This window comes from Rhodococcus sp. IC4_135, assembly GCF_011602025.1.
Classification (GTDB): domain Bacteria; phylum Actinomycetota; class Actinomycetes; order Mycobacteriales; family Mycobacteriaceae; genus Rhodococcus_F; species Rhodococcus_F baikonurensis.
On record NZ_JAAOLG010000007.1, the window covers coordinates 168,403 to 194,392 of the forward strand.

24 protein-coding genes are annotated in these 25,990 nt (G+C 63.1%); 10 read left to right on the forward strand and 14 right to left on the reverse strand.

What is annotated here, in order from left to right; all coding sequences use genetic code 11:
* The first annotated feature begins 58 nt into the window (after positions 1-58).
* Entirely contained in the window at positions 59-484 is a 426-nt protein-coding gene (locus tag G8767_RS15580; protein ID WP_095970494.1) for an NUDIX domain-containing protein, read from the forward strand.
* On the opposite strand, the gene G8767_RS15585 is transcribed toward G8767_RS15580, so the two are convergent.
* The 3 genes from G8767_RS15585 to G8767_RS15600 all read right to left on the reverse strand — a co-directional run bounded on the left by G8767_RS15585 (position 441) and on the right by G8767_RS15600 (position 3,960).
* The gene (locus tag G8767_RS15585) at positions 441-1,820 is read right to left on the reverse strand and encodes a hypothetical protein (protein ID WP_346842996.1); all 1,380 of its coding nucleotides are present in this window, start codon (positions 1,818-1,820) and stop codon (positions 441-443) included. The two genes, G8767_RS15580 and G8767_RS15585, sit on opposite strands and share 44 nt — an antisense overlap.
* A 67-nt stretch (positions 1,821-1,887) precedes the next feature.
* On the reverse strand, positions 1,888-3,315 hold the full coding sequence (locus G8767_RS15595) for a hypothetical protein (RefSeq protein WP_166810639.1): 1,428 nt from the start codon (positions 3,313-3,315) through the stop codon (positions 1,888-1,890).
* Between the two features lie 9 nt (positions 3,316-3,324).
* Entirely contained in the window at positions 3,325-3,960 is a 636-nt protein-coding gene (locus G8767_RS15600; RefSeq protein WP_003945046.1) for a TetR/AcrR family transcriptional regulator, read from the reverse strand.
* A 128-nt stretch (positions 3,961-4,088) separates the two neighbouring features.
* Here G8767_RS15600 and G8767_RS15605 point away from each other — a divergent pair, with 128 nt between their 5' ends.
* The 3 genes from G8767_RS15605 to G8767_RS15615 are packed head-to-tail and all read left to right on the forward strand — an operon-like array spanning position 4,089 to position 7,178.
* Positions 4,089-5,357, forward strand: coding sequence for a cytochrome P450 (locus G8767_RS15605; RefSeq protein ID WP_095970450.1), 1,269 nt, complete (start codon positions 4,089-4,091; stop codon positions 5,355-5,357).
* Positions 5,358-5,403: 46 nt separating this feature from the next.
* Positions 5,404-6,156 (forward strand): isocitrate lyase/phosphoenolpyruvate mutase family protein, encoded by a 753-nt coding sequence (locus G8767_RS15610; RefSeq protein WP_095970449.1) that lies wholly within the window; start codon positions 5,404-5,406, stop codon positions 6,154-6,156.
* Positions 6,157-6,158: 2 nt separating this feature from the next.
* Positions 6,159-7,178 carry a DUF2804 domain-containing protein gene (locus tag G8767_RS15615; protein WP_166810640.1) on the forward strand — a complete coding sequence of 340 codons (1,020 nt, stop codon included), beginning with the start codon at positions 6,159-6,161 and terminating at the stop codon, positions 7,176-7,178.
* Between the two features lie 88 nt (positions 7,179-7,266).
* On the opposite strand, the gene G8767_RS15620 is transcribed toward G8767_RS15615, so the two are convergent.
* From G8767_RS15620 to G8767_RS15655, 8 genes are all read right to left on the reverse strand, one after another.
* Complete coding sequence (locus G8767_RS15620; protein ID WP_166810641.1) at positions 7,267-8,505, reverse strand: HNH endonuclease signature motif containing protein; 1,239 nt, start codon at positions 8,503-8,505, stop codon at positions 7,267-7,269.
* Between the two features lie 65 nt (positions 8,506-8,570).
* Complete coding sequence (locus tag G8767_RS15625) at positions 8,571-10,193, reverse strand: amidohydrolase (protein ID WP_166810642.1); 1,623 nt, start codon at positions 10,191-10,193, stop codon at positions 8,571-8,573.
* A 9-nt stretch (positions 10,194-10,202) separates the two neighbouring features.
* On the reverse strand, positions 10,203-12,380 hold the full coding sequence (locus G8767_RS15630) for an AAA family ATPase (protein WP_003941536.1): 2,178 nt from the start codon (positions 12,378-12,380) through the stop codon (positions 10,203-10,205).
* A gap of 21 nt (positions 12,381-12,401) precedes the next feature.
* Positions 12,402-13,232: a phosphatidylcholine/phosphatidylserine synthase gene (locus G8767_RS15635; protein ID WP_029254795.1), complete on the reverse strand. Its 831-nt coding sequence runs from the start codon at positions 13,230-13,232 to the stop codon at positions 12,402-12,404.
* A 59-nt stretch (positions 13,233-13,291) separates the two neighbouring features.
* Positions 13,292-14,005: a phosphatidylserine decarboxylase gene (locus G8767_RS15640; protein ID WP_003941540.1), complete on the reverse strand. Its 714-nt coding sequence runs from the start codon at positions 14,003-14,005 to the stop codon at positions 13,292-13,294.
* Between the two features lie 156 nt (positions 14,006-14,161).
* Positions 14,162-15,166 (reverse strand): MerR family transcriptional regulator, encoded by a 1,005-nt coding sequence (locus tag G8767_RS15645; protein WP_166810643.1) that lies wholly within the window; start codon positions 15,164-15,166, stop codon positions 14,162-14,164.
* A complete protein-coding gene (locus G8767_RS15650; RefSeq protein ID WP_166810644.1) occupies positions 15,156-15,608 on the reverse strand; it encodes a hypothetical protein in 453 nt (150 codons plus the stop codon). The genes G8767_RS15645 and G8767_RS15650 overlap by 11 nt, the downstream gene beginning before the upstream one ends.
* Before the next feature lie 34 nt (positions 15,609-15,642).
* Positions 15,643-16,113: an SRPBCC family protein gene (locus tag G8767_RS15655; protein ID WP_003941500.1), complete on the reverse strand. Its 471-nt coding sequence runs from the start codon at positions 16,111-16,113 to the stop codon at positions 15,643-15,645.
* Positions 16,114-16,302: 189 nt separating this feature from the next.
* Here G8767_RS15655 and G8767_RS15660 point away from each other — a divergent pair, with 189 nt between their 5' ends.
* Positions 16,303-17,694, forward strand: a complete 1,392-nt coding sequence (locus G8767_RS15660) for an amino acid permease (RefSeq protein ID WP_116057054.1) — start codon at positions 16,303-16,305, stop codon at positions 17,692-17,694.
* Here the strand turns inward: G8767_RS15660 and G8767_RS15665 are convergent.
* The gene (locus G8767_RS15665; protein WP_007733715.1) at positions 17,666-18,919 is read right to left on the reverse strand and encodes an FAD-dependent oxidoreductase; all 1,254 of its coding nucleotides are present in this window, start codon (positions 18,917-18,919) and stop codon (positions 17,666-17,668) included. The genes G8767_RS15660 and G8767_RS15665 overlap by 29 nt on opposite strands.
* 156 nt (positions 18,920-19,075) lie before the next feature.
* On the reverse strand, positions 19,076-20,221 hold the full coding sequence (locus tag G8767_RS15670) for a helix-turn-helix domain-containing protein (RefSeq protein WP_166810645.1): 1,146 nt from the start codon (positions 20,219-20,221) through the stop codon (positions 19,076-19,078).
* 82 nt (positions 20,222-20,303) lie between these two features.
* On the opposite strand from G8767_RS15670, the gene G8767_RS15675 reads away from it, so the two are divergent.
* The 3 genes from G8767_RS15675 (at position 20,304) to groL (ending at position 23,627) form a co-directional block, all read left to right on the forward strand.
* Positions 20,304-21,089 carry an HAD-IIA family hydrolase gene (locus G8767_RS15675; RefSeq protein ID WP_003941506.1) on the forward strand — a complete coding sequence of 262 codons (786 nt, stop codon included), beginning with the start codon at positions 20,304-20,306 and terminating at the stop codon, positions 21,087-21,089.
* An 81-nt stretch (positions 21,090-21,170) separates the two neighbouring features.
* Positions 21,171-21,728, forward strand: coding sequence for a DUF6764 family protein (locus G8767_RS15680; RefSeq protein ID WP_124567879.1), 558 nt, complete (start codon positions 21,171-21,173; stop codon positions 21,726-21,728).
* A 273-nt stretch (positions 21,729-22,001) separates the two neighbouring features.
* On the forward strand, positions 22,002-23,627 hold the full coding sequence (groL, locus tag G8767_RS15685) for a chaperonin GroEL (protein WP_003941476.1): 1,626 nt from the start codon (positions 22,002-22,004) through the stop codon (positions 23,625-23,627).
* A 154-nt stretch (positions 23,628-23,781) separates the two neighbouring features.
* On the opposite strand, the gene G8767_RS15690 is transcribed toward groL, so the two are convergent.
* Positions 23,782-24,618, reverse strand: a complete 837-nt coding sequence (locus tag G8767_RS15690; RefSeq protein WP_166810646.1) for a DUF559 domain-containing protein — start codon at positions 24,616-24,618, stop codon at positions 23,782-23,784.
* Between the two features lie 565 nt (positions 24,619-25,183).
* Between G8767_RS15690 and G8767_RS15695 the strand changes: the two genes are divergently transcribed.
* Together G8767_RS15695 and G8767_RS15700 are read left to right on the forward strand one after the other, a co-directional pair.
* Positions 25,184-25,327 (forward strand): hypothetical protein, encoded by a 144-nt coding sequence (locus G8767_RS15695; RefSeq protein WP_153212751.1) that lies wholly within the window; start codon positions 25,184-25,186, stop codon positions 25,325-25,327.
* A 237-nt stretch (positions 25,328-25,564) separates the two neighbouring features.
* Positions 25,565-25,759, forward strand: coding sequence for a hypothetical protein (locus G8767_RS15700; RefSeq protein WP_054825594.1), 195 nt, complete (start codon positions 25,565-25,567; stop codon positions 25,757-25,759).
* Positions 25,760-25,990 lie beyond the last annotated feature (231 nt).

The window sequence follows — 25,990 nt, forward strand, 5'->3', positions numbered from 1 at the left end:
GTGCAGCGAGTCGATTCGGACATCATCGGCGCTCGCTGATACACGTAGGTTGGACGACGTGAATTCGTCTACTCCCACCACGATCATCCGTACCGCTGCCCTTGCGCACATTCGCGATCGCAAGCTGATCCAGACCCGCTCCGTGGGCAAGACCGCGTTCTACATGGCCGGCGGGAAGATCGACCCGGGCGAGACGCCCGAGCAGGCGCTGCACCGAGAAATCAGGGAGGAACTCGACGTCGATCTGGTCGACGGAACGGTCACGTTCCTCGACGTTTTCGAGGCTCACGCTTTCGGTCATTCCGCGGACACCGGCCTGCACATGAGCTGCTATCTGGCGGAGATGGCCGGAGATCCGCACCCGACAAGTGAGATCGCCGAGTTCCGCTACTTCACGCTCTCCGAATACGCGGCGATGGACGAGGTGGCGCCGGGATCGCTCAAAGTGTTCCATCGTCTGGCGTCGATGGATCTGATCGACTGATCGGCGGAGGAACGGACCGACTGATCCGGCCCAATCGCAGACTCGTGTAGGCGCAGACGGCCACGATGATCAGCGCCACGGCGTCGAGTATCAGGATGTCGGTCGAGATTTCGAACGGACCGACCGTCGTGATGCCGTTGAAAGGCTTGTTCTCGTCCAGCGGGGTGTACGCGGTCCATCCGTAGTCGAACTGCGGGTAGACGAGCAGTGCCAGCGCCGTCGGGCCGAAGATGACACCCAGTCCGACAAGGGCTCGCGACGCTCCGGTCCGCGGTGGCTCTCGGTACATCGCGCTGGCGATCGCATACGTGACTACCGCTGCAGTGAAGGCGACAAGAAGATCGCTGATCGTGAGAACGTCACCGATCTTCGGCGACGGCGACGTGGCGTAGCTGACGATCCCGGCGACCGTCACCGTCAGGAGCAATCCGTAGCCGACGACCCGCGAGGGAGCGATCGCGCCGATTGCTGCCGCTGCGACGATGACGACTCCGATCACGACGGCGGTGGAGGCGGGGGTCTTCGACCACTCCATCGCCTCGGTTGCGGGACGGTTCGCCGACACCGCCGCCAGAGTTGCGACGGCTGCGGTACACATCAGCAGGATTCGACTGCCGCCGCCCAACACCCGCGCGCAGATCACCGTGATCACCAGCGCGACGAGCAGGAGGGGTACCGCTGCTGAGACTGTGGTGATCTCGAACCACCAATTCGCCGCGACGCCGAAGAGCGTGAGCACCGCCGCGATCGTCACGGGCCGAACGGCCATCCGTTCCTTGGGGTGGTCCTTGTCGAAGTCGTGGAACCAGAACGCGGCGACGCAGGCGGCTGCCAATGCAAGCGCGAGCAGTGTCGCTCCCACTACGGGTGGTTGAAACTGGTTTGTGTTGTCGGCGATGTAGTCCGCGTATCGCCGAGGAATTGCGTCCTCGTCGAGCAAGGAATCCGAGACATGCACGGCGACAATCGTTCCCGCGACCGAAGCGGCTCGGACCCGCGGAGCGGCGGCAACCGTGACCGCGCCGACGGCGACTCCCGCACCGACGGGCGAGAGTGCCTCGAAGTTGTGATCGTAGAGCCCGGGCAGTTCCAGGAGGAGTCCACCGACGACCGTCATGGCCGCGGTCCGCAACCGGCAGCGGGCCATCATCGCGGCTGTCCCGACCGCGACCACAGCCAGAACGCCGGCGCCGATGGTCGAGATCGACCAGAAGCGATCGCCCGTCGAAATCGACGTCGACTGGCTGTTCACGAACGGTGCCAAAGCGACGACGGTGACGACGAATGCCGTCACACCACTCAGAGCGACGAGCAGCGTCCTGCGGGCGATGGGCACTGCTCCAAAATAGTCAATCCGGTACCAGTTGCACCGCAATAGCAGGTCTCAGTCCGGTGACGGTGTGTCAGTCGACTGGCTCCGGTTCGATCCGAGATTCCACAGTGTCGACGGGAGGGTGGGATCGTCGAAGGATCGCCGCGCCGCAGAAGCCGATGATCAGGGTGAACAGAACCGCCGCGCCAACGGTCTGAGCGGTGACGTAGTCGACGGTGATGCCGACGCCGCGTCCGAATAATCCTCCGTCAGCGCTGACGTGTGCGGGGATGGGAAATTCCATGAATCGCTGAATCTCTGCCGCTGAAAATTCTGGAGGTGCGGTGAGTTGATCGGTGAGGATGGCGATCGACGAGAACGTCATCGCGGCAAAGGGAATCGCGAGTCCGAGCGTGGCGTCGACCAGGCTGCCGGGAGCCAGGGAACCGAACAGCAATCCGGCAGCGAGGCCCAGTGCGGCGATCTTCAGTGCGATTGACCATGTTCCGTGCGCGGAATCGAAGGGCAGTAGTTCCGACAGCGGAACCGCAACCAGGACGACGATGGCCACGAGCCGAGGAACTCGCTTGTGCAGTCGCAATCCGACGGCGACCGGCAGGGCCGCGAAAAGCACCATCACCCAGGGGGACTTCAGCTGACCCCAGTGACCGGATCCCTTCGCGATGTCGACGAACAACGGAGCGGACGCAGCGGCCAGTGCGGTTGCCGCCCAGAGGAACTTGCCACCAGCACCGGAGGTGTCGCCGAGACGGTACGCAGCGATCCACGTCAACGCGAGCGCAACGCCTGCCGCCAAAACCATGACGAACCAGGCGGTTGCCTCGGATGCGTACTGCTGGCGGTCGACCACGGCGCCGATCACGCGATGCCCGATTGCCAGCGCTGTGATCACCACCAATGCGATGCGAATTTCGCCCGTGTCGGGTTTCCGGATCCGGAAGCCGGCCTGTGCGGTGACTGCGCAGGCGACCGCTGCTGCGGCTGCGGCACCGATCAGCCACCACGACGGCTCACCCACCGAAGACGTACTCATCCGGCCTGTTCCACCGGCGAAGGTGCGAACCGCCAGGAAGGTGGCAAGCACACCGAGGAGTACGGCGTTCTTCGTGGCAGTGCGATCCCAACTGACGGCAACTGCGCAACCCAGAATCGCGCCGGCTGCAACACTTTTGACGATGATCAAGGCAATCAGCAGGTCCAGCGACGCGACCTCGGGTACGACTGCCCGAACGATCGCGATGACGGCGACGCCGACGGCGATCGCGATCCAGGCTGCCCGACGGGAACCGCGACGCTGAGAGAGGGCGCACGCGAGCACGGCAACCACGGCGCCGAGTCCGACGGCAGTCGGTCCACTGCTGATCCAACGATCCACTTCCGACGGGGAGGCCACGATGGCCCAGTCGCGAAGAACGGGATTGGTCAGGGCCAGCGCCGCGAGTATCCCGGACAGGAGTGCGGCGACGGTGGTGAGGATCGCTCGAAGGTCGAGTGGCATCGGGCCAACCTATCGCGGCGCCGCAACATCGGTTGTGGGTGGCGTGAGTGCCGGAAACCAGATGTCGGTGAGAACGTCTGCTGCGACGTCCGCACCCGCGGTGATCGCGCCCTGCTCGGCCCAGCGAATGAAGAAGCGCTCGACCTGTGTCAGCAGGAGCTCTACCCGGAGTTTCGCCTCGTCGTGTCGATTCTGCGGCCACCGGGCGAGGTACGACGGCATCGCGTTGGGCAGCGCGGAGATGCCTTCACGTGCCAGTGTCCGGAATTCGGGTTCGAGGACCATGGCCTCGTCCCACGCCCGCATCATGTGGTGGTGATCGCGGCACCAGTCGAGAGCGCGGTTGATCCAGCCGGCGAATTCTTCGCGCGAACCGGAATCGAGTACGTGGTCGAGATCCTGGAATATCGCGAGCGTGCTGGATACGACCGTGTTCGAGCCGAGGGCCTTGAGTATGTCGATCTTGCCGGGGAAGTGCAGGTAGAAGGTGGCGCGGCTGCAACCGACCCGGCCGGCGATGTCCTCGACGGTGACAGCCGCGTATCCGCGTTCGGTGAAGAGCGCGCCGGCGGCATCCACGAGGTCTGCGCGGGTTCGCTGCTTCTGCTTCTCTCGCAGCGTCAGTCTGCCGGAGGTATCTGTCATTACCGGGATCCTAGTGCCGCGGGGGCTCTTGCGGGACGGTTGCACGAGACTGGCCGTCTTTCACTTGACAGGCCGTTAGTGAAAGCTACTCTGTGGTGTAGCGCACAATCGACCGATCAGAGGACGCCATGACCATTTCGGACACAACACGCACACCTGACCTGCCGGCCGGATTCGACGTCACCGATCCTGCTGTCCTCGGGGAGCGGATCCCTTTCGAGGAGTTCGCCGAACTGCGTCGCAACGCACCCGTGTGGTGGTGTGAGCAGCCGCCGACGGTCGGCGGATTCCAGGACGAGGGCTACTGGGTGGTCTCGCGTCACGCTGACGTCAAAGAGGTCAGCCAGCGCAGTGATGTGTTCTCGAGCTGGGAGAACACCGCGATCGCGCGTTTCGCCGACGACATGCCTCGCGAGGCCGTCGAGATGCTCCGCCATCTTCTGCTCAACAAGGATGCGCCGGAGCACACCAAGCTCCGCAAGCTGATTTCGAAGCTGTTCACGCCGCGCGCGATCAACGGCATGCGCGACGAATTGGATCGTCGTGCGCGCAGCATCGTCGACACCGCTGTGAGCGAAGGCCCGGGCGACTTCGTGAAGCAGGTTGCCAGCGAGCTGCCGCTCCAGGCGATCGCGGATCTGATCGGTGTACCGCAGGACGATCGGGACAAGCTGTTCAAGTGGTCCAACGAGATGATGGGCTACGACGACCCGGAATACCAAGGTGATCCGGCAGTCGCGTCCACCGAGGTCCTCGGATACGCGTACCAAATGGCAGACGCGCGTCGTACCTGCCCGGCAGATGACATCGTCACGACTCTGGTCCAGGCCGACATCGACGGCGACGCTTTGAGCCCGGAAGAGTTCGGGTTCTTCGTGCTGATTCTGGCGGTGGCGGGGAACGAGACCACCCGCAACGCCATCACACACGGCATGATCGCGTTCCTGGACAACCCTGAGCAGTGGGAGCTGTACAAGAAGGAGCGTCCCAAGACGACAGCCGACGAGATCGTCCGTTGGGCGACACCCGTCACCGCATTCCAGCGCACCGCGCTCGAGGACACGGAATTGGCAGGAGTGTCGATCAAGAAGGGTCAGCGCGTGGTGATGCTGTACAGCTCCGCGAACTTCGACGAGGACGTGTTCGAGAACCCGATGACGTTCGACATCACTCGTAACCCCAATCCGCACTTGGGCTTCGGCGGAACGGGCGCGCACTTCTGCATCGGTGCCAACCTCGCTCGCATGGAGATCGACTTGATGTTCAACGCGATTGCCGACAATGTCCCGGACATCACCAAGATCGGTGATCCACGCCGTCTGCGCTCGGGTTGGATCAACGGCATCAAGGAGTTCCAGGTCGATTACAAGAGCACAGGCTGCCCGGTCGCTCACTAGAGTCGGTAGGTGAGAGGTACACCCCACGATCTCGAGGAGCCACCGCATGACTTCGATCAACGACAAGGCAACTGCTCTACTGGCGTTGCACCAGCCAGGCAACCCGGTCATTCTCCCGACTGTGTGGGACGCATGGTCGGCGAATCTTGCGGTGGCTGCCGGTTTTGCAGCCCTGACGGTGGGCAGCCACCCGGTTTCCGATTCCATCGGCAAGCCCGACAACGAGGGCATTACCTTCGACGAACTTCTACACCGGATCAAGCAGATCACCGGTGCGGTCGACGCCCCGATCTCGGTGGACATCGAGGGTGGTTACGGGCTCGAGCCGGCAGTTCTCATCGACGGGTTGATCGATGCCGGCGCTGTCGGACTCAACATCGAGGACACCGTCCACAGTGAAGGCGGACGCTTGCGTGAGGCGCAGGAGCACGCCGACTTCGTGGGTGGGCTTCGCCAGGCCGCCGACGCCGCCGGAGTTCACGTCGTCGTCAACGCACGCACCGACCTGTTCGTGAAGCAGGTCGGAGACGAGTCCGATCGCGTCGATCGCGCCATCGCACGCCTGAAGTTGGCAGCCGACGCCGGTGCCGACGTTCTTTACCCCGTCGGGCGGCATGACGACGCGACCCAGCGCCGCCTGACGTCCGAACTTCCACTTCCGATCAATGCGATCGGAATTCCGGACCAGGATGACCCGGCAAGTTTCGGGCCGCTCGGAGTGGCGCGTGTGAGCTTCGGTCCGTTCTTCCAGATGGCCTTGGCCAACCGTGCGAGCGAGATCTTGGGACGCTGGAAGTAAGAATGCAGACACTGATGTCGCCCGGCCCGCTTCTCGACGATCGCGGACATTTGGTCGAGACGGGTTGGGCCCCATCGGAAATTCGCAAGTATCGACGCTCTGCGATCACCGCTCCCAAGTTCCGGATCAAGGAGTGGGACTACTACTGCGTTCTCACTGCGGATTACGGCATCGCGTTGACCGTCGCCGACAACGGGTACATGGGCTTGCTCGGAGTCTCCTGGCTCGATTTCCGAACACCACACGAGATCACCGAAAACGTGATGCTGCCGTTCCCGATGGGAAGGCTCGGTCTGCCCGAAAGCGCGGACGACGGTGATGTGGTGGTGTCGAAAGGTAAAGCTCGCTTCGAGTTTCGCCATGTGGACGGTGGGCGCCACTTGATTGTCGACTACCCGGCTTTCGACGGTGGGCGAGGTCTTCGTGCCGATTTGTTCCTGGCGAGTCCTGCCGATGACCGGATGGTGATCGCCACACCCTTTCCGAAGGCGTCCCGATCGTTTTACTACAACCAGAAGATCAACTGCCTGCCCGCTGCCGGGACCGTGCGAATTGGGATCGACGACTTCACATTTCGCTCGGAAGACTCATTCGGCGTTCTCGATTGGGGCAGGGGAGTCTGGACTTACGACAACACCTGGTACTGGGGTTCTGCATCCGGACTGGTGAACGGCGAGCGGTTCGGATTCAACATCGGGTACGGCTTCGGGGATACCGGGGCAGCCAGCGAGAACATCGTGTTTGTCGGAGGACGGGCGCACAAACTGGACAGGATCGACTTCGATATCCCGCAGGGAACGTACGACGGCGCTCCGTGGAACTTCTCGAGCAACGATGGTCGCTTCGAGTTGACTTTCGAGCCGATCATCGATCGTGCCGCGACTTTCGACGTCGGGGTGCTGCGTTCGATTCAGCATCAGGTGTTCGGAAAGTTCTCCGGCACAGTGATCCTCGACGACGGTACCTCCGTGGTGGTTCGAGATCTCCTCGGATTTGCCGAGGAGGTTCGGAACCGCTGGTAAGGCTTACGTCTCCGCGAAGGCGCCAGAACACAGCACGAGCACCGAGGCATGGAGGTGCCTCGGTGCTCACGTCTTCAGTTGTCGCGGTTCACGCCGCGGTCGGTGGACTGTTCCCGCCGATCGGCTGCTGATACGGGTCGATCGACATCGGCGGATAAAACACCGACTTCCGATCGGGGCCGATTTCCACCCTCCACTCGGTGTGGTGCAGCGTCCGATGATGATGACCGCACAACAAGATCAGATTGTCGAGATCCGTTGGGCCACCATCGTTCCAGTGAACGATATGGTGGGCATCGCACCACCCCGACGGAGTCCCGCATCCCGGAAACGCGCACCCACCATCCCGGACGGCCAATGCTCGCCTTTGCGGCACCGTCGCAGTTCTCGCTTCCTTACCGCAGTCGAGCGGAACACCATTCTCGTCCAACAAAATCCGCGTGACCGTGCAGTCGCACGCCAGCATCCGGGCGGTGTCGATACTGATCGGGCCCACCCAATCCGTCCACGCGAACCCCAGTTCCTGAGTCGACGGCAGGAGGTCTTTCAAAGCTTGCAGATCTGTCATGTCTTTCGCACTGGCCGTTACCGTGATGTGCGGTTTCACCCCACCTTCGATCGGACCCAAGCCCGCCCGCTCGTACCGGCGCAGTAGTTCACAAAACCCGTCCGCGCGCCGTAATGCCGGCGTGCGGGTGTCTTTGACGCCGTCCTTTTCCGGCGTCGGCGCCGACAGGCTCGACAGCAACGTGATCAACCGCGCCCCGTTGATCGCATCCAAATCACCTTTTACCGTGACCCGCCCGTACAGGCCTTTCGAGGCGTAGAACTCGTTACGTTCGGAATCCTCGCCGACCGGAACTCCGTCCTCGCGATTGCCGTACTGCTTCTCGATCCGCCGGATCGCAGCCCGCACCGCATCACAATCGGCAATGTTCTTCGACGCCAGATCAAGCAGAATCCTGCGGGCCTTGTCCACATCGGCCGGGGTCATGTTCTTGGGCGGATGCTGACAAAACGACGCCACCTGACGGGCTTTCAACGCATCCACGTCACCGCGATGGAACGCATCGCCCACCACGGGTTCGAGCATCAGCAACCGCGCCAACCCGACCAGCAGACTGCACTCACCGATCTCCAGATTCGTCGACCCGTGCAACCACTGCGCGATCGCCCGAAAACCCTTTCCGCCGAGAACCTCCCGGGAAAACATCTCCACGATCAACAGCACCATCCGCGACTGCAACTCGTGTCGGACACGCACCAGATCCAGAACCTCACTCTTGAGGCCCTCGCCATCCAGCTGCCATGCTTCCCGACTGTTCATACCGAAAGTTTAATCGAACATACTTTCGAGAGCCAGGGACAAAACGGACTACTTTGAGTTCGAGATCAGCCGATCGCGCTCAGATCCCCGTACACCGTCCGGCCCTCCAGGACGGTGGCGAGCACCGTGATCTCGGCCAGCTCGGTCGGCTCGACTTCGAGGGGATTCGCCGACAGCACAACAAGATCCGCGTATGCGCCGGGAAAGATGGACCCGATGTGATCTTCGCTGAACAGCTGCCACGCGGCGTTGACCGTGTGGGCGCGCACGGCGGCGTCCACGGGGATCCGCTCCTGAGGCGCGACTACGCGGCCGCTGGGCGAAAGTCTGGTGACGGCGTCGTGCATGTTCCGTAGCGGATTGGCGGGGGTGACGGGTCCGTCGTTGTGGAAGGTGAACCGCTGTCCGGCAGCGAGTGCAGATCCTGCTGCGGCCCAAACGGATCCGTATTCGGGGCCGAACAGGTCATCCACCAGAACGTCGCCCCAGTAGTGCAGGTGGTCGATGAAGATGCTGACCGTGACCCCCAGTTCCGCTGCGCGGACGAACTGATCCGGACGCATTGCGCCGACGTGTTCGAGACGCAACCGGTGATCGGGCCGGGGGTGCTCCTTCAGAAGTTGCTCCCACGCGTCGAGAACCATGGTGATCGCGTCGTCGCCGTGGGCGTGGCATGCCATCTGCCACCCGTTGGCGAAGTAGGCGGAACTGATGTCGTGGATCTGTTCGCCGGTGTAGTTGGCGTGCCCGTGCGTGCAGGCGATCCCGAGCGCGCGGGTGGCTTCGGTATCGAGATACGGGAAACTGGTGGCGATGTTGCCGACCCACGGCGAACCGTCGGACCAGACCTTGATGCCGATCTGGCGCACCAGGTCGTTTCCGTCGCCCGGCGACGCCTCGGTAGTGCGTGCGTCGTTGGACATTTCGTAGAGCCGCAGGCGGGTGGTGAGCAGTCCGGCGTCGGCTATCGCTGCCAGGGCGGGCCGCATCTTGGGGTCGAACGACAATTCGGCGATGGTGGTGATTCCGGCGGCGTTCAGTCGGGCGCATTCGGCCGCCACCAGTGCGGGGAAGTCGTCACCGATGGTGACTGCGTGGCCCGCGACTGCGAACACCGCAGGCATTTCGTACGCGGATCCGTCGAGTGCTCCCGTCGCGTCGTGGCCGTACGATCCGCCGATCGGATCGGGGGTATCGCGGGTGATCCCGGCCTGCACTGCTGCCGCCGTGTTGAAATACGCGACGTGACCCGAGTTGTGCATGATCACGAGGGGGTGCTCCGGCGCGACGGAGTCCAGCCAGTCGATGGTCGGGTCGGGTAGGCCCTTCTGCAGCAACGGGTCCCAACCGTTCAGAGAAGCACCGGCAGCGCCTCGCGAACGAACAGTGTCGACGACGGCAGCAACTACGGCATCCGCCTCGGCGATCGTCACAGGCCGGATGTCGACGACGTCAGGCCCGAGCACGATCGCTTCTTCGAGGGGGTGACCGTGAGGCTCGATGAACCCCGGCAGAACAGTGGCACCTCCGACGTCGACGACGCGGGTATCCGGCCCCACCAGTTCCTCGACGTCCGTGCGCGCGCCGACGGCCGTGATCCGGCCGCCCGTCACGGCGAGCGCCTGGGCGCGTGGTGAGTCCTCGTGCATGGTCACGATGTCGCCGTACAGAACCAGATCAGCAGCCATGGTCAGTCCTTATCGGTTGTCCGCGTACGCCTGTAGGTGTGCCACCTGCTCGGGATCGAGTGAGGGACGTACCTTCTCACGGGCGGTTGCCACGTCCGCGGCCGTCACGTCGGCCGCGTCCATGCTCCGACGCATGGCGGCGAGTGCAGCCTCACGCAGGAGAGCCGAGCAGTCTGCTGCCGAGTATCCCTCGAGATCGACGGCCAGAATGTCCAAATCGACATCTTCGGCCAGCGGTACCGACTTGCCGGAAGCACGCAGAATCGCTTTGCGAGCCTCCGCATCCGGCGGCGGTACGAATACGAGTCGTTCGAGTCTGCCGGGCCGCAGGAGGGCCGGGTCGATCAGATCCGGTCGGTTGGTGGCGCCCAACACCACGACGTCGCGTAGCGGCTCGACGCCGTCGAGTTCGGTCAGCAACGCGGCTACGACGCGATCCGACACCCCGGAGTCGGAACTTTGACCACGACGCGGGGCAAGGGCGTCGATTTCGTCGAGGAAGATCAACGAGGGCGCCGAATCGCGTGCGCGCTGGAACAACTCGCGTACGGCCTTTTCGGAGGCGCCGACCCACTTGTCCATCAGCTCAGCCCCTTTGACGGCGTGGACGCTGAGGTGACCCGAGCTGGCAAGGGCACGAACGAGATACGTCTTACCGCAGCCGGGAGGGCCGTAGAGGAGCACACCACGAGGCGGGTCGACACCGAGGCGTGCGAAGGAGTCGGGGTGCTGCAGCGGCCACAGCACCGCTTCGGTGAGCGCCTGTTTGGTTTCGACCATGTCGCCGACGTCGTCGAGGGTGACGCTGCCGATCGAGAGTTCTTCGGTACTCGAACGAGAAAGGGGCCGAATCACTTCGAGGGCCCCGACAAGATCTTCCTGCGTGATCTCCGGAGAATCACCGGATTTGGATGCCCGCGTCGCCGCTCGCAAAGCGGCTTCACGGCAGAGCGCCGCGAGGTCGGCGACCACGAATCCGGGTGCGCGCGAGGCGATGGCGTCGAGTTCGAGGGTTCCGGTGGGCACGCGGCGGAGCAGGAGTTCGAGCAATGCCTTGCGGGTTGCGCCGTCCGGCAGGGTAAGTGCGAGTTCCCGGTCGCAGAGATCCTGGCCGCGAAGGCGCGCGTCGACGGTCTCCGGATGGGCGGAGGTCGCGACGAATGCCACGCCCGGGGTTGCGACGGCGCTGCGCAGTTGTTCGAGGATCAGTGCGGACACTGGTTCCGCGGTGGCCGGAAGCAGAGCGTCGATGTCACTGATCAGCAGTACACCACCGCCGCGCACGGCAGCAACGGCGTCGACGATTCGCTGCAGGCGGGTATTCGCCTCGGTGGCACCGACTCCCGGGCCGTCGAGTTCGACCAGTTTGCGTGAGGACAGGACCGAGCGGGCCAACGTGGCTTTGCCTACGCCGGCGGGGCCCGTGATGAGGACGCCGAGGTGCGGGGAGGCGCCGAGCGTACGGAGCAGTTCTGGTTCGTCGAGTGCCAGGCCGAGCCACTCGGTCAGCTTGGCTGCCTGCGCTTGCGCGCCGACGAGGTGATCCAGCGGAACCGACGGTGCAGGCTCGATTGCGACGGCGGCCGGACTGGAAACAAGCGCACTCGGTGTCAGTGTGCCCGCCGAGCCGGAACCCCAGTTGACCGCCGAATTCGGCTGGACGCTGACCGGACCACCGGCAGGTTCGACGGCCGTGACGGTGAGCAGTTCGGATGTCCACGCGACGCCGAAGGTACGGGAAAGCGCTTGGGTGGCTTCGGAAGTGCTCGTACCCGGACCGAGATCGCGGGGGAGGAGCGAGACCGTGTCGCCGACGCTGACGACCTTGCCCAGAAGGGCTTGTCGCAGAACCGTCGAGCTGATCGAATTTGTCGCCATGGACGAGCCGGTGACGGAGACGGATCGCGCTCCGTACACCGTCACCGGACCGACCACGACGGAAGAGTTCTCGGTCAAGCCGACGTTCGACATGGTGACGTCGTCGAGAAGGATCGTGCCTGCCGGGGTTCCGGTGGGCGCACGGCCCGCGACGGTCGCGGTGCCGCGGGCTCCCATGAGTGCGATGGCATCCCATTCGCGGATGCCCAACGCCGCCAACGCTTCGGGGTGCAAGCGCACGACCCCGCGGCGTAGGTCGGCGGCAGAGGTGTTGAGTCGAACGGTGAGGGCGAGTTCCGGCGAAGTCACCTCTCGAGAGTACGTCGTGGACTAGCGGGGTCGCCGCAATCCGAGACGAGCGGCCGAGCGGCGGCCACCGACGTTGGGTTGGCGTCGGATCGCGCGGCGTTCGGAAGGCTTGATGTCCCAGGTTTCGGGACGTGCTGCCACCCACCGCTTCGAGTGCACGGCAAACGGGATGTGCACCAGGTAGATCGCGATGAGAACGATCAGCAGGATGTACGGGTAGGTGATGAGAGCGGCCGCAGCCAACGTCACCAGGACGAGCAGGCCGGCCGCCATGTGCGGCGGCACGGATACCGACTTCATCGCCAGCGTCGGGATGCGGCTGACGATCAGTGCAGCCGAGAAGAGCGTCCACACGATGACGACGAAGTGCGAAGACCACCAGCCGTCACCCCACTGAGCCGTCGCGGCCAGGGGAGTGAGGGCGATGAGTGCGCCGGCCGGAGCCGGAACGCCGACGAAGTACTCACGTGCGTACGCAGGGACGTCGTCGTCGTCGAGCAGGGTGTTGAAACGTGCAAGTCGCAACACGATGCTGACCGCGTAGATCAGCGCGATGATCCAGCCGATGCTGGTGCCGTCCAGCAAGGTCACGTACAGGACCAGGGCCGGGGCGACGCCGAAGGAGATGGAGTCGGCCAGCGAGTCGAGTTCGGCGCCGATCTTGCTGGTGGCGTCGAGCAGTCGCGCAATGCGGCCGTCGAGTGAATCGAGGACGGCTGCGGCGCCGATCATCGCGAGCGAGGTACCGGGTTGTCCGTCGAGAGCGAACTTGACGGCGGACAGCCCGGCACACAGCGCCAGGATGGTGATGACGGACGGCAGCAACCGCACCGCCTGGGTGCGTTTGGGCATCTTCGCGCCGGGTTGGGCTGCTCCCGGCTTCTTCACGGCTGACTTCATCTTCGGCGTCTTCACGGCAGTTGCGCGATAACTGTTTCAGCACCGATCGTGCGTTGCCCCGGCTCGACCAGGAGTGTGGTTCCGGCGGGGAAATACGTGTCGACGCGTGAGCCGAAACGGATCAGTCCGTACGTGTCGCCGATCGGCAGGACGTCACCGACACCGGCGTAGCAGACGATGCGGCGCGCGAGCAGTCCCGCGATCTGGACAACTGCCACGTCGTGACCGTCGGCGGTTTCGATGAGCATGCTGTTGCGCTCGTTGACCTCGCTGGCGTCGGCGAGATCTGCGGAGAGGAACTTGCCTGCCTGGTGAACGACCTCTTTGACCGTTCCACCGACAGGGCTGCGCTGGACATGCACGTCGAGAACCGACAGGAAGATGCTGACGCGCGGGCGCGGCTCGCTTCCGAGATTGAGCTCGGCCGGCGGAACGGCGTTGTCGACCAGCGCCACTTCACCGTCGGCGGGTGCGACGACGACGCCGATGCGGTTCGGCGGCACCCGGTGCGGGTGACGGAAGAACGTGGCGCATGCGGCGGCGGTGGTCAGACCGGCTCGGCGCACCCACTTACGGTTGCGGCCCAGAGCTGCAACTCCCAGCGGGGCCAGCACGAACGGCAGGCCGGCGGGATGAAGTGGCGGAATCGCATGGCGAACCAGATCGACGATATGTCCGATCCCGGTGGGTTGCGGGGTTCCGGGGGGTGTGGGTCGGCGTGCCACAGGCTCCTCTAACTACTCGGTAGGTCTTCTGCTGGTCGCACTGACAGTACGGGGTGGTAGAGCATCCATAGATTACGTGAATGCGTTCTCCCCTACGGGCTAGTGCCACATCATGCACGTCCCTGCAGCCACATCATGCACGTCCCTGCAGTGGCATCATGCACGTCCCTGCAGCGGCATCAAGTACGAGTAGTACCCGACACAGTCGCCCGTGCGTATCGCCAGCGGGAGCGTCGCACCGCTTACTCGGATCACCAGTTGCCGCCCCGGTTGGGCTGCGGCGGCGTCGCGCAGTCGCTGCCGGTCGACCAGTACGCGGAACCTCTCACGGGGATCCATTCCACCCGGATCCACCCGGGCACCACCGTCTTCGCCGATGCTGACGACGGCTCCGTGTCCGGGGCCGTTGAGCAGGGCGGCAAGTTGGTCGCCGCTCAGTTCGACAGCGTCGTGGTGCTCGCGCAGGATTCGGTGATCGGGGAACTCGCCGTCCTCGATCAGTGGGCTGGACACCTCACCTCCCGGATACGACGCAGTCACCGTGCGCGCGGAGAAAGTCAGCGTCACGACGCCGGCGACATCGCGTAACAATCGCGCGAAGGCCACGGGAACGACAGCGGACACCGTCAGAGCGGAGTGAACTTTCACCTCGGCGACCGCGAGCCGGAACTGATCAGTGGTGACAAACGCAGCGACGCCGTCGTGAATGTCGAGGTGGACGCCGCGAAGTATCGGGAACTCCGATTCCTCGTTCACTGCGAACAGCACGGCGTCGAGTGCGCGTCGTAGATCCCACGAGTCGATGTCCACGCCGCCGGAGGCGGGTAGCGAATCGATCAGCCGGTGAATTCGCCCCAGTTCGGCCCGGGCGTCGGCGAGACCGTCCTCGAGGTTGCGCAGATGGGCGTCCAGGCACGAATGGGGTTCCGGCCCGGTCAGGACGGCCATCATGTCGCGGATCGGAACACCGACGCGCCGCATACCGGCGATCACGCGGGCGTCGCGGAGCTGATCGTCGGTGTACCAGCGGTAACCGGTGTGCGGATCGACGGAATGCGGGACGAGCACGCCTTCCTTGTCGTAGAACCGCAGCGCGCTGATCGGGAGCGCCGACGCCCGGGACATCTCGCCGATCGTCAGGAGGGCGGAACTAGTGGTCACGGATCAATTCTGCCCGCAGTCGCTCGATAGCGTCCCTGATCATCCGGCCGTAACCGTCGTCGGCGAGTGTGCCGACCGACGCCTCGGCCTTCGTCAGATGCTCGACGGCCTCGGCGTCGCGTCCGAGTTTGCGGTAGTCGGCAGCCAGGTTGAGGTGCAGCGATGGATAGAAACCGGCCACCTGCAGCGATGCGTGGTGTTCCTGGGCTCGCGCGTCGGTCAACGAATCGGCAGCGTCGAGGGCGCGCAGGTCCCAGCAGAGCTCCTGAGCCGGATCGTCTTGAACGTCGGCCATGTAGTGCGCGAGGGAGACGACGTGGAGCGCATCTGGGGCGACGCTGATCTCTTCCCACACCTTCTCGAACGCAGAGCGAGCCCCGGCTCGATCGCCGGAGCTCGCCAATTCTTGTGCCTGCGCTATCTGTGTCATCACGGGATCCATGGAACGGATCCTGATGCCTCGACCAGGTCGAGGGTCAAGCAGAGGTGCGTGCAGCCGCCTCGGCCTCGCTCTTCACACGCTTCAAGGTGGCGTTCATGCCTTCGACGAGTTCGACCTCGAAGTCTGCGTTTCCGCCCAGGACGGTCTTGACGAGGAACTGCGAGACCTTCGACGTTCCGGTGGGAGCCTCGCGACGCTCGGTCACCTTGGTGCCGGTAGCGGTCGGCTCGAGTTCGTAGGACCAGATCGTGCGGTTCTCCGCGATACGGAACGCCACCGACTTGTTGGGTTCGAAGCGAACGACCTTCGACGACGTCGGCCAGACCAGCAGGCCCTTGCGGTTGACGTTGATCGTCTTGGCACCCTCACGCACGGTCCCGCCGATCACCTTCATCACCTTGCACTGGGGGCTCCATTCGCCCATACGCTGCAGGTCGGCGACGATTGCCCACACGTCCTGCGGTGATGCGTCGATGTCGATGCTTGCTTCGAGGGTGTTGGACACAGTCTCTCCAGTCGAGTTGATGCTACGTAAAGTTACAAACACTTTTGTCGATCGTAAGCGATCCGTCAATGGACCATGTGTGTCAGGTCACTGTACGGCCGTCCAACAGGGTCGTGCGGGAACACGCGCGGTGGTAGCGGACAATGGTTCGCGCACGTATGACGATCCATCCGACTGGAGTACCGAGAAGTGAACAGCGACGCCGCGACGCAGGATGGCCTCAAGCGAGGGCTGACAGCGCGCCATATCCGCTTCATCGCCCTCGGATCGGCCATCGGAACCGGACTGTTCTACGGCAGCGCCGAGGCCATCAAAAGGGCCGGCCCGTCGGTGCTCCTGGCCTACCTGATCGGCGGTATCGCGGTCTACCTGGTGTTGCGAGCGCTCGGCGAGATGGCGGTCCGTAACCCGGTTTCCGGTTCGTTCAGCGAGTACGCGAACAAGCACCTCGGACCACTCGCCGGTTTCATGACCGGGTGGACGTACACGTTCGAGATGGTGATCGTGTGCCTTGCCGACGTCACCGCCTTCGGCCTGTACATGCAATTCTGGTTCCCGGACGTACCGAGATGGATCTGGGTTCTGGCTGTGGTCTTCTTCATCGGCGCGATAAACCTGTTGAGCGTCAAGGTTTTCGGCGAACTGGAATTCTGGTTCACGCTCGTGAAAATCACCGCCATCATCGCGATGATCGCCGGCGGCATCGCGATCATCGTGTTCGGATTCGGCGTTCACGACACCGATGCCGGAATCAGCCACCTCTGGTCGGACGGCGGGTTCTTCGCGACGGGCTTCGGCGGATTCGTCGCGTGTTTCGCGATCGTCATGTTCGCGTTCGGTGGCACCGAGATCATCGGTATCACCGCGGGCGAAGCCGAGGATCCGGCGCAGACCATCAGGAAAGCCGTCAACACGGTCCCGGTGCGCATCATTCTCTTCTACATCTGCACCCTCGCCGTCATCATGGCGATCATTCCGTGGCAGACCATCAACTCCGACAACAGCCCGTTCGTCCAGATCTTCGAGAACCTCGGATTGGGAACGGCCGCATCGATCCTCAACATCGTTGTCATCACCGCGGCCTTGTCCGCCATCAACAGCGACGTTTTCGGTGCGGGTCGCATGATGTTCGGGATGTCGCACGCCGGCCAGGCTCCACAGGTGATGAAGAGAGTCTCCGCCAACGGTGTTCCGTGGATGACCGTTGTCATCATGACCGTTGCCCTGTTGGTGGGAGTCCTGCTCAACTATCTGATCCCGGACCAGGTGTTCCTCGTCATCGCCTCGCTGGCGACCTTCGCCACCATTTTCGTCTGGATCATGATCCTGCTCTCGCAGTTCCGTTCCCGCGCTCAGATGAGTGCAGACGAAACAGCGGCACTGAAGTTTCCAGTGCCGCTGTGGCCGTACGGTCAAATCTTCGCGATCGTGTTCCTGGCTTTTGTCATCGTGTTGCTCGGCGTCATCGCCGATACCCGAGTTGCTTTGCTCGTCGGTGCCGGATGGCTGGTTCTGCTGACGGGCGCGTACTACAAGTGGGTGAAACCGGCTGTCAGCGCAGCGGATCGAAGTGGCGCATGACGGTCGGCGTCTGAGCGCCGGTCATCGAGTCGGCCACCATCTTTCCGGTCAACGGACCCAGGGCGATTCCCCACATTCCGTGACCACCGGCGACGTGCACCCGCGGCGACTTGGTGGCTCCGATCAACGGCAAGCCGTCGGTAGTGCACGGTCGTGATCCCACCCATTCCTCTTCCCGCGCAGTCCAGTCGATGCCGCTGAGCATCGGCTTGGCCGCATCGATGATCGCCTGCACGCGGCGCGGATCCAGCGGCGCGTCAGGGCTGCGGAATTCCATCATTCCGGCCACTCGGAAGCGATCGTGCAACGGAGTGCATGCGACGCGCTGGGTGGGGAAATACACAGGGTTCTTGGGGAGGTGCTCGGGCTTGACACTGAAGCTGTATCCGCGTCCGGCCTGCACCAGTTTGCGCACACCGAACGGTGCTGCGAGCTTGTTCAAGCGGGCACCGCTCGAGATGACCACGGCGTCGCCGTCGCGTGAATCACCGTGTGCACTGCGAACAGTGACTCCGCCGACCCGATCGTCGATCTGCGTGACGTCGAAACCGCTGACGATTTCTCCACCGCGTTCACGAACCGCGTCCGCCAACGAGTTCACGAACAACGGGGGATCGATGAAACGCTGATTACGCAGACGCAAACCGGCTTTCACACCCTGGCCGAGTGAAGGCTCGAGCGAATGAATCGCGTCGTAGTCGAGGAGGTCGAAGTCGACCTCGCCGCCCGCGGCCTCGACGTGATGGAACTCGTCCACCAAAGTCTGTCGGTCCTTCTCGGACGCAAACGCGGCGAGGAAAGGATCGGCCAGGCGGGTCAGCTCTTTGACGCCACCGTCGGCGAGTTCGTCGTACGCGCCCAAGGCTGTTCGGTTGACCTCGGTGTAGACCGACATCGCTTCCTGCCACTTCGACGGCGTGCAGTGGCGCGCGAACCCGACCAGGAACCGAATCAGCTTCAGATCGGTGGTCAGTGGCACGTACACCGGGGACGACGGGCTGAGCATCGCGCGCAAGCCGTATTGGAGCACTGCGGGTTCGGGCAGCGGAAGCGTCAATGCGGGGGCAAGCCAACCGGCGTTGCCCCAGCTCGCGTCGGCTGCGACGCCGTCGCGATCGACGACGGTGACCTCGACTCCACGTTCCTGCAAGAACCAGGCCGTCGACAATCCGACAACACCCGCACCGACCACGACCACACGATCGGGGCTCTGACGAGTTCCCATGACGCACTCCTTCTACAGACTCTGCTCGAACCGAGACGCCGGTCACATCCGGCTCTTCTCTCAAGCATGAATCGCGGGGGCGGCAAAAGGACTGGCCGTTCGGCCATCGTCGGAGCTACCTCGTTGTGGATTCGCACAACGCACCGCCGCGCCTGCTCAGCGAGCGAGTTTGAACTGCAGCATCAGAATCAAGCGGGTGTCGGCGTCGGTCAGGTCGACGCCGCACATCTCCTTGCCTCGACGCAGGCGGTTGCGGAGCGTGTTGGGGTGAACATGCAGTGCGGCAGAAGAATTCGCCACGTCACCGCCGTGCTCGAGAAAGGCCTTCGCCGTCGCGACCAGATCGCTGCCGTGCTGAGAGTCGTGACGTTCGAGGCTTCCGAGTGGTGTGGAGTCGCCGAGTCCGTCGATGATGTCGGCGACGTGCAGGGCGAGAACGGAGGCCAACGTGTCCCTCATTCCCGCGACGGTTCCGCCGGACCGGCCATGACGAAGCGCTCCGAGAACATGGTCGGTGTCCGAGCGCGAAAGATGTGATTCGCTTGCAGACTTCACTGTCCGACCGACGGCCACTGCCAGGAATTCGCGACCGCGGGCGCGCGTGAGGAAGTCGGCGGACAATCGGCGAGCGTTGGTCTCGTCGGTCGCGATGACAAGGTAGATGGTCTCGGACAGTTGAGCTGCAACGGCGTCGACGGCCAGAGTGTCGAGGTACAAGCTCAAAGAGGCGACCAACCCCGCCGGCAGTGGTCCCGCAACGGTTCCGACGGCGACGACGGTGAGCGGGCCTGCCAACCGCAAGTCGTCTGCGGCGCGGAATGCGGGTTCGCCACCGCCGATCAGAGCTTGGACGCGCTGGGATTGACGACGGCGTGTGCTGTCGACCCGGTCACGCTCCGAGGCGATTCTCTCGGCCACGACAGTTACCGCGGATCGAAGTATCGATTCCTGTGTGGGCGTCGGTGTTCCGGCGAGTGCGACCCAGATCGAGCCGACGGGGTGATCGTTCTCGCGAACTGCGATGACCAGTCGCGGCGTGATCGCGGGGTCTTCGAGATCGACGTAGATGGGGTCGCTCTCTCGGTGGAGGCGATCGAATACTCCTGCATCGGAAAGTAATTGGCGGAATCGGCTGGGTACCTGCCGGCCGAGGATCGTGCCGATGCGAGCTTCGTCCACGGCCTGCTCGCCGCCGGAGTACGCGAGGACAGTCGAGTTCTCGTCCTCGATCGTGACGGGAGCGCCGAGCAATTCGGCCAGAGAACCGGCAACGGAGAAGAGGTCGTCGTCGCGCAGGTCCATGGGTGGGAGCCTACTGAGCGATCGACGGATTTCGGGCTACGACGCCTCGGCAGGACCTCGATGGCGAATATAGGCTGGTGCAATGGCCGACATCGAAGGTGTTCTGTTCGATATCGACGGAGTCCTGCTCACGTCCTGGCAGCCGATCGAGGGAGCAGGGGAAGCAGTACGCGAAGTTCGGCGGCGCGGATTGGCCTGTGGGTTTCTGACCAACACAACCTCGCGCAGTTCGACGCTCATCGCGCAGGGATTGTGCGATGCGGGTATCGAGGTCGAGGCGAGCCAGATAGTGACCGCCGCCAGGCTCACGGGGGAGTACGTGCGGGCGACGTACCCGGACGCGCGGGCGTGGGTCCTCAATCACGGTGACGTGTCTGCCGATCTCGAGGGAATCGAATTCGACGACGCCGATCCGGAGGTCGTGATTCTCGGCGGCGCCGGCCCGGAGTTCACCCACGAGGCGCTGAGCCGAGTGCTCGAACTTCTGCTCGCCGGTGTGCCCGTCGTCGCGATGCACCGCGGCATGATGTGGGAGACCGTAGACGGCCTTCGGATCGATACAGGAACGTACTTGCCGGGCTTCGAGGAAGTGGCAGGTGTAAATATCGCCGCAGTGGGTAAACCGTCTCTCACGGGGTTCCTGACAGCCACGGAGCTGATGCATGTCGAACCGGAGGCGACGGTGATGGTCGGCGACGATCTGATCGGGGACGTCCTTTCCTCCCAACGAGTCGGCTTGACCGGAGTTCTGGTGCGCACAGGCAAGTTTCGGCAAACAGTGCTCGACCTGTCGGTTCAGAAGCCTGATCATGTCATCGATTCGGTCGCGGATCTTCCGGCCCTTCTCGGGGTCGTCCTCGAGGCTTGACCAGGCGGGGGTGACGGACTTCACTCGAGCGGGTACTCTCGCGCCCGAATCCAATGAACTTGTTCCACGAAGGAGTTTTCTATGCCCTTGATCTCGTCAGTCTGGTTCCGTCGCTCATCCTCTCGAGTCAGCGGAATTTCCAGTAGTCGGTTGGGGGGCCGCCTGGCGAGAACAGGGGCTGTGATGACTGTAGGTATGGGGCTCGCCGCCGGGCTGGCGCTGACCGGTGCGGGAGCTGCTTCGGCAGCCCCCGTCACGTGTGTCTCGCCGCCGTCGGCCAATGACATCCAGGTCTCCGGGACCGCGAGCTGCGGCGCGCAGTCCGTCGGAGCCGGCCGTTCGCAGGCCGGTGCTGCCGAGAGCGGTACCGCCGTGAGCGTCGCCGCCGACAACGGGTACTCCAATTCATATGCAAACGGCTTCGGAACCGCGCTGGGGGCTTCTCGCGGTAACGGTCAGGCGCAGGCATTTGCGCTCGGCGGCGGGATCGCGCGGGCCGGGGCGGCTGACGGCAACGTCACCTTCGCCATCGCCGGTTACGGAGCGGGCGCTACGGCCGATGCCAACGGCGTCGACTGCGTCGGAGTGCTCTCGTTTGCGGTCAATTTGAGTAACGGACAGTTCTGCATCGCGGGCTGAGGCTCAACCTTGCACTCGGCACGCTCGAGTGCTAAAAATGCAGTTGGCACTCGCGAACCGTGAGTGCCAGGTCGAGGCAGTGAGACCGGGAACCATAGACACCCCCGGTCGTCCGTCGCGGGCACTGACTAGACCACAGGCGTAGATGGGTGACCAGGCAAATCGGTCGCCCGTGTAACGAGGTGACTGGTCAAACGGTCGCCTTGTGCCGATGAGGTGACCCGACGAGCGGTCACCTTGTGTGTCACCCCCTATCCGGAGGATCACTTCGCAATGGCAAAGATCATCGCGTTCGACGAAGAGGCACGTCGTGGCCTCGAGCGAGGCCTCAACGCCCTCGCCGACGCTGTCAAGGTGACGTTGGGCCCCAAGGGTCGCAACGTCGTTCTCGAAAAGAAGTGGGGCGCCCCCACGATCACCAACGATGGTGTTTCCATCGCCAAGGAGATCGAACTCGACGACCCGTACGAGAAGATCGGCGCCGAGCTCGTCAAGGAGGTCGCCAAGAAGACTGACGACGTCGCTGGCGACGGCACCACCACCGCTACCGTTCTCGCACAGGCTCTGGTCCGTGAAGGCCTGCGCAACGTCGCAGCCGGCGCGAACCCGCTCGGCCTCAAGCGCGGCATCGAGAAGGCTGTCGAGGCTGTCACAGCTCGCCTGCTCGAGACCGCCAAGGAGATCGACACCAAGGAGCAGATCGCTGCTACCGCCGGTATTTCCGCCGGCGACCCGTCCATCGGTGAGCTCATCGCCGAGGCTATGGACAAGGTCGGCAAGGAAGGCGTCATCACGGTCGAGGAGTCCAACACCTTCGGCCTGCAGCTCGAGCTCACCGAGGGCATGCGCTTCGACAAGGGCTACATCTCGGCGTACTTCGCCACCGATGCAGAGCGTCAGGAAGCCGTCCTCGAAGACGCGTACATCCTGCTCGTCAGCTCCAAGATCTCCACGGTCAAGGACCTGCTGCCCCTGCTGGAGAAGGTCATCCAGTCCGGCAAGCCGCTCCTGATCATCGCCGAGGACGTCGAGGGCGAAGCTCTCTCCACCCTCGTGGTCAACAAGATCCGTGGCACCTTCAAGTCTGTTGCCGTCAAGGCTCCCGGCTTCGGTGACCGTCGTAAGGCTCAGCTCGCCGACATCGCCATCCTCACCGGTGGCGAGGTCATCAGCGAAGAGGTCGGACTCTCCTTGGAGACCGCAGGCCTCGAGCTCCTCGGCCAGGCACGCAAGGTCGTCATCACCAAGGACGAGACCACCATCGTCGAGGGTGCCGGCGACGCCGACGCAATCGCCGGTCGTGTCAGCCAGATCCGCGCCGAGATCGAGAACAGCGACTCGGATTACGACCGTGAGAAGCTGCAGGAACGTCTGGCCAAGCTGGCCGGCGGCGTTGCAGTCATCAAGGCCGGCGCTGCTACCGAGGTCGAGCTCAAGGAGCGCAAGCACCGCATCGAAGATGCAGTGCGTAACGCAAAGGCAGCCGTCGAAGAGGGCATCGTCGCCGGCGGTGGCGTTGCACTTCTCCAGGCAGCTCCCGCACTGGACGACCTCAAGCTCGAAGGTGACGAGGCAACCGGCGCGAACATCGTTCGCGTTGCGCTGTCCGCTCCGCTCAAGCAGATCGCATTCAACGCAGGCCTCGAGCCCGGCGTTGTTGCGGACAAGGTCTCCAACCTGCCCGCAGGTCACGGCCTCAACGCTGCGACCAACGAGTACGGCGACCTGCTCGCTGCAGGCATCAACGACCCGGTCAAGGTCACCCGCTCGGCACTGCAGAACGCAGCGTCCATCGCGGCTCTGTTCCTGACGACCGAAGCCGTTGTCGCTGACAAGCCCGAGAAAGCCGGAGCGCCTGCAGGCGATCCGACCGGCGGCATGGGCGGCATGGACTTCTGAGTCCATCTCCACCTAGCTCCTAGAGCCCGGCCCACCATTCGGTGGGCCGGGCTTTTGCTTGTCTGGAGATGAATGTGGGCATTTTTGTCCACTGCTGCGACGCGATCGCGGTTTCCCGTTGCACGCTCGATGCTGTGTGCGTTTACGCCCGCGCTTACGTCCGGTTGTGTCGGCGTCTTCGGACCACTGTGATGATTTCGTCCGCCACAGCGTCGAGATGGGCCATCGCGGTGGCGGCGGAGTAACGCAACACCATCCATCCGTCGAGAACGAGTGCGTTCTGACGCCGTCGATCGTTGTTGAAAGTTGCGGGGTCGGTATGGAATTCGCGCCCGTCGATCTCCACGATCACCCGGGCTCGCGTGTCGACCAGGTCGCCGAAGTAGGGTCCGACCCGAGCGTTGATCTCCAGGTGGACGTTGCGCGCAGTCAGCGCACGGGCGACTGCTCGCTCCGGTTCCGAACGAGTGAGCGGGCAACAGGTGCGGAGTTGTTCGCGTACGGCGAGGATCCCGTGCCTGCCGCGCCTCGCATCACACAGTTCGGCTATCGACTTCCACGGCACTCGGGTCGATACGGCCGCGTCGAAGAAGGCCTCGAGTTCCGGCCGTGGCAACGTGGTCGCGACGTCGATGAAGCACTGCTCGATCGGCACGATCGGTAAACCCATCCACTCATCCGACGAGACTCCTGTTCGTCGGTGAAGCCGTACCCACTGCGGACTGCCTGCTCGGACGCTGGGAGCCACGGTGGCCTCGACAAAGCGTGGTTCCTCCGGCAGGAGATCCCACAGCCAGGCCGCGCTGGTATGGCTGAGGACGGCCTCGGGCTTCCACAGTGTGACCGCGACGCAACGCTCGAAGTATCCAGGTTCTTCGGTGGAGTACACCGACGGCAGGATTCGATGGAGTCGCCCTGACCGCGTGGATCGAGAGATCGAACTGCTCGAGGTGCCCTGCTCGAGCAACTGGTTTCTCGTGACAACTTCCACGTATGCACTGTGGCGGCAAGGGCCTGACGACGCGGATTCAGAAGCCACTTTGTGGATGGCCGCGTGTGTGTGGACAACCTCATGGCGTAACAGGTGTATCGAGAAGGTGGGGAACGAGAAGCTTCATCTATCCGAATGTTGAAGGATGTTTGATATTTTCCGTCCCGATTGTTCGCCTCCGCTAACCTGTGAAGTGCGGATACCTCTAGTTCTTTTGGTGGATAATTCTGTTCTGAATACCCTCAAGTACTAGGCCTTTCGGATGACGTGCATTCCGGTTGCTATTCCATTTTGCTCGATTTTCAAGCGTCTTGGACGCTAGACCTGCGAATATGGAACAGGTTTCAGATCCATCTGAAATTCTTGGGCAAAAGGCACCCAAACCGGATCCTATTGCACTACCTTGATGTCAGTCACAGCCGCGGAAAGTGGGCACCCACCCCGGAGGATCTCGGTTTCATCGTTCGACAGAGATTCTTTAATTGCTACTTGGACCGGCTCTTTGTGGGCTGCATCAAGCATTCCAATGTAAATGTTCCGTGAGTATTCGCGGCCAATCGAAAGCGTGGGATTCAATATGATCGTCATGTTCCTGCAGACAACGGCGGCATTGTTCACCGACCTGCTGGGTAACGTCTGGTCCGGTTCGCTCATGCCGGGAATCGACGGGGTCACCGGATCGTTGGTTTCGGCAATCGACCTCAGTTGACGGCACCTGCAAGTTCTTCTTCCAATGTTTCTTGATGACAGGAGTGAATGATGGATCTGGGATCGATTGCGGATGTTCTCGAGGGCGAGGCCGGGGGGTTGATCAAAAACATTCTCGGGGTGGCTTTGTTTACCCCGTTTATGGCTTCGGTTGACTTCGGGTGGTTCCCGAACGTCGACTGAGAAGTGAATTGATTTACCCAGTGAACGAAATCAATCTCAAGGAGTGTGAAATACGGTGGACACAGCTAGTTTGATAGGTGCGCTCGCTAGCGTTGACGTCGGATCCCTGGTGGATCCACTGTTCTACTTGGTCAAGGTCGTTGACGGAATCTTCTTGTCGATCACCGGAAGCCTCAACATGGGCGGTGCGCTCGGTGAGGCTGCGGCAGGCAGCGTCCAATCGGTCCTCGGTTCCGTAGCCGGCCTGTAAAAGGAGAAGGAGAAAAGATGTTCGATCTCTTCCTGGACTACCTGTCCAAGATCGTCGATTTCGGATCGATCGATCTCGTAGGCACGTTTGTGAAGTATTTGAACGCGCTGTCGTCTTCCCCCACGCCATAGAAGAACGGAATCGGTCATGCTGCAAACTTATTTAACCGGAATGATCACGTGGGTATCGAGCATGCTTGGTCTAACTTCCGCTGGAAGCAAGATCATCAAG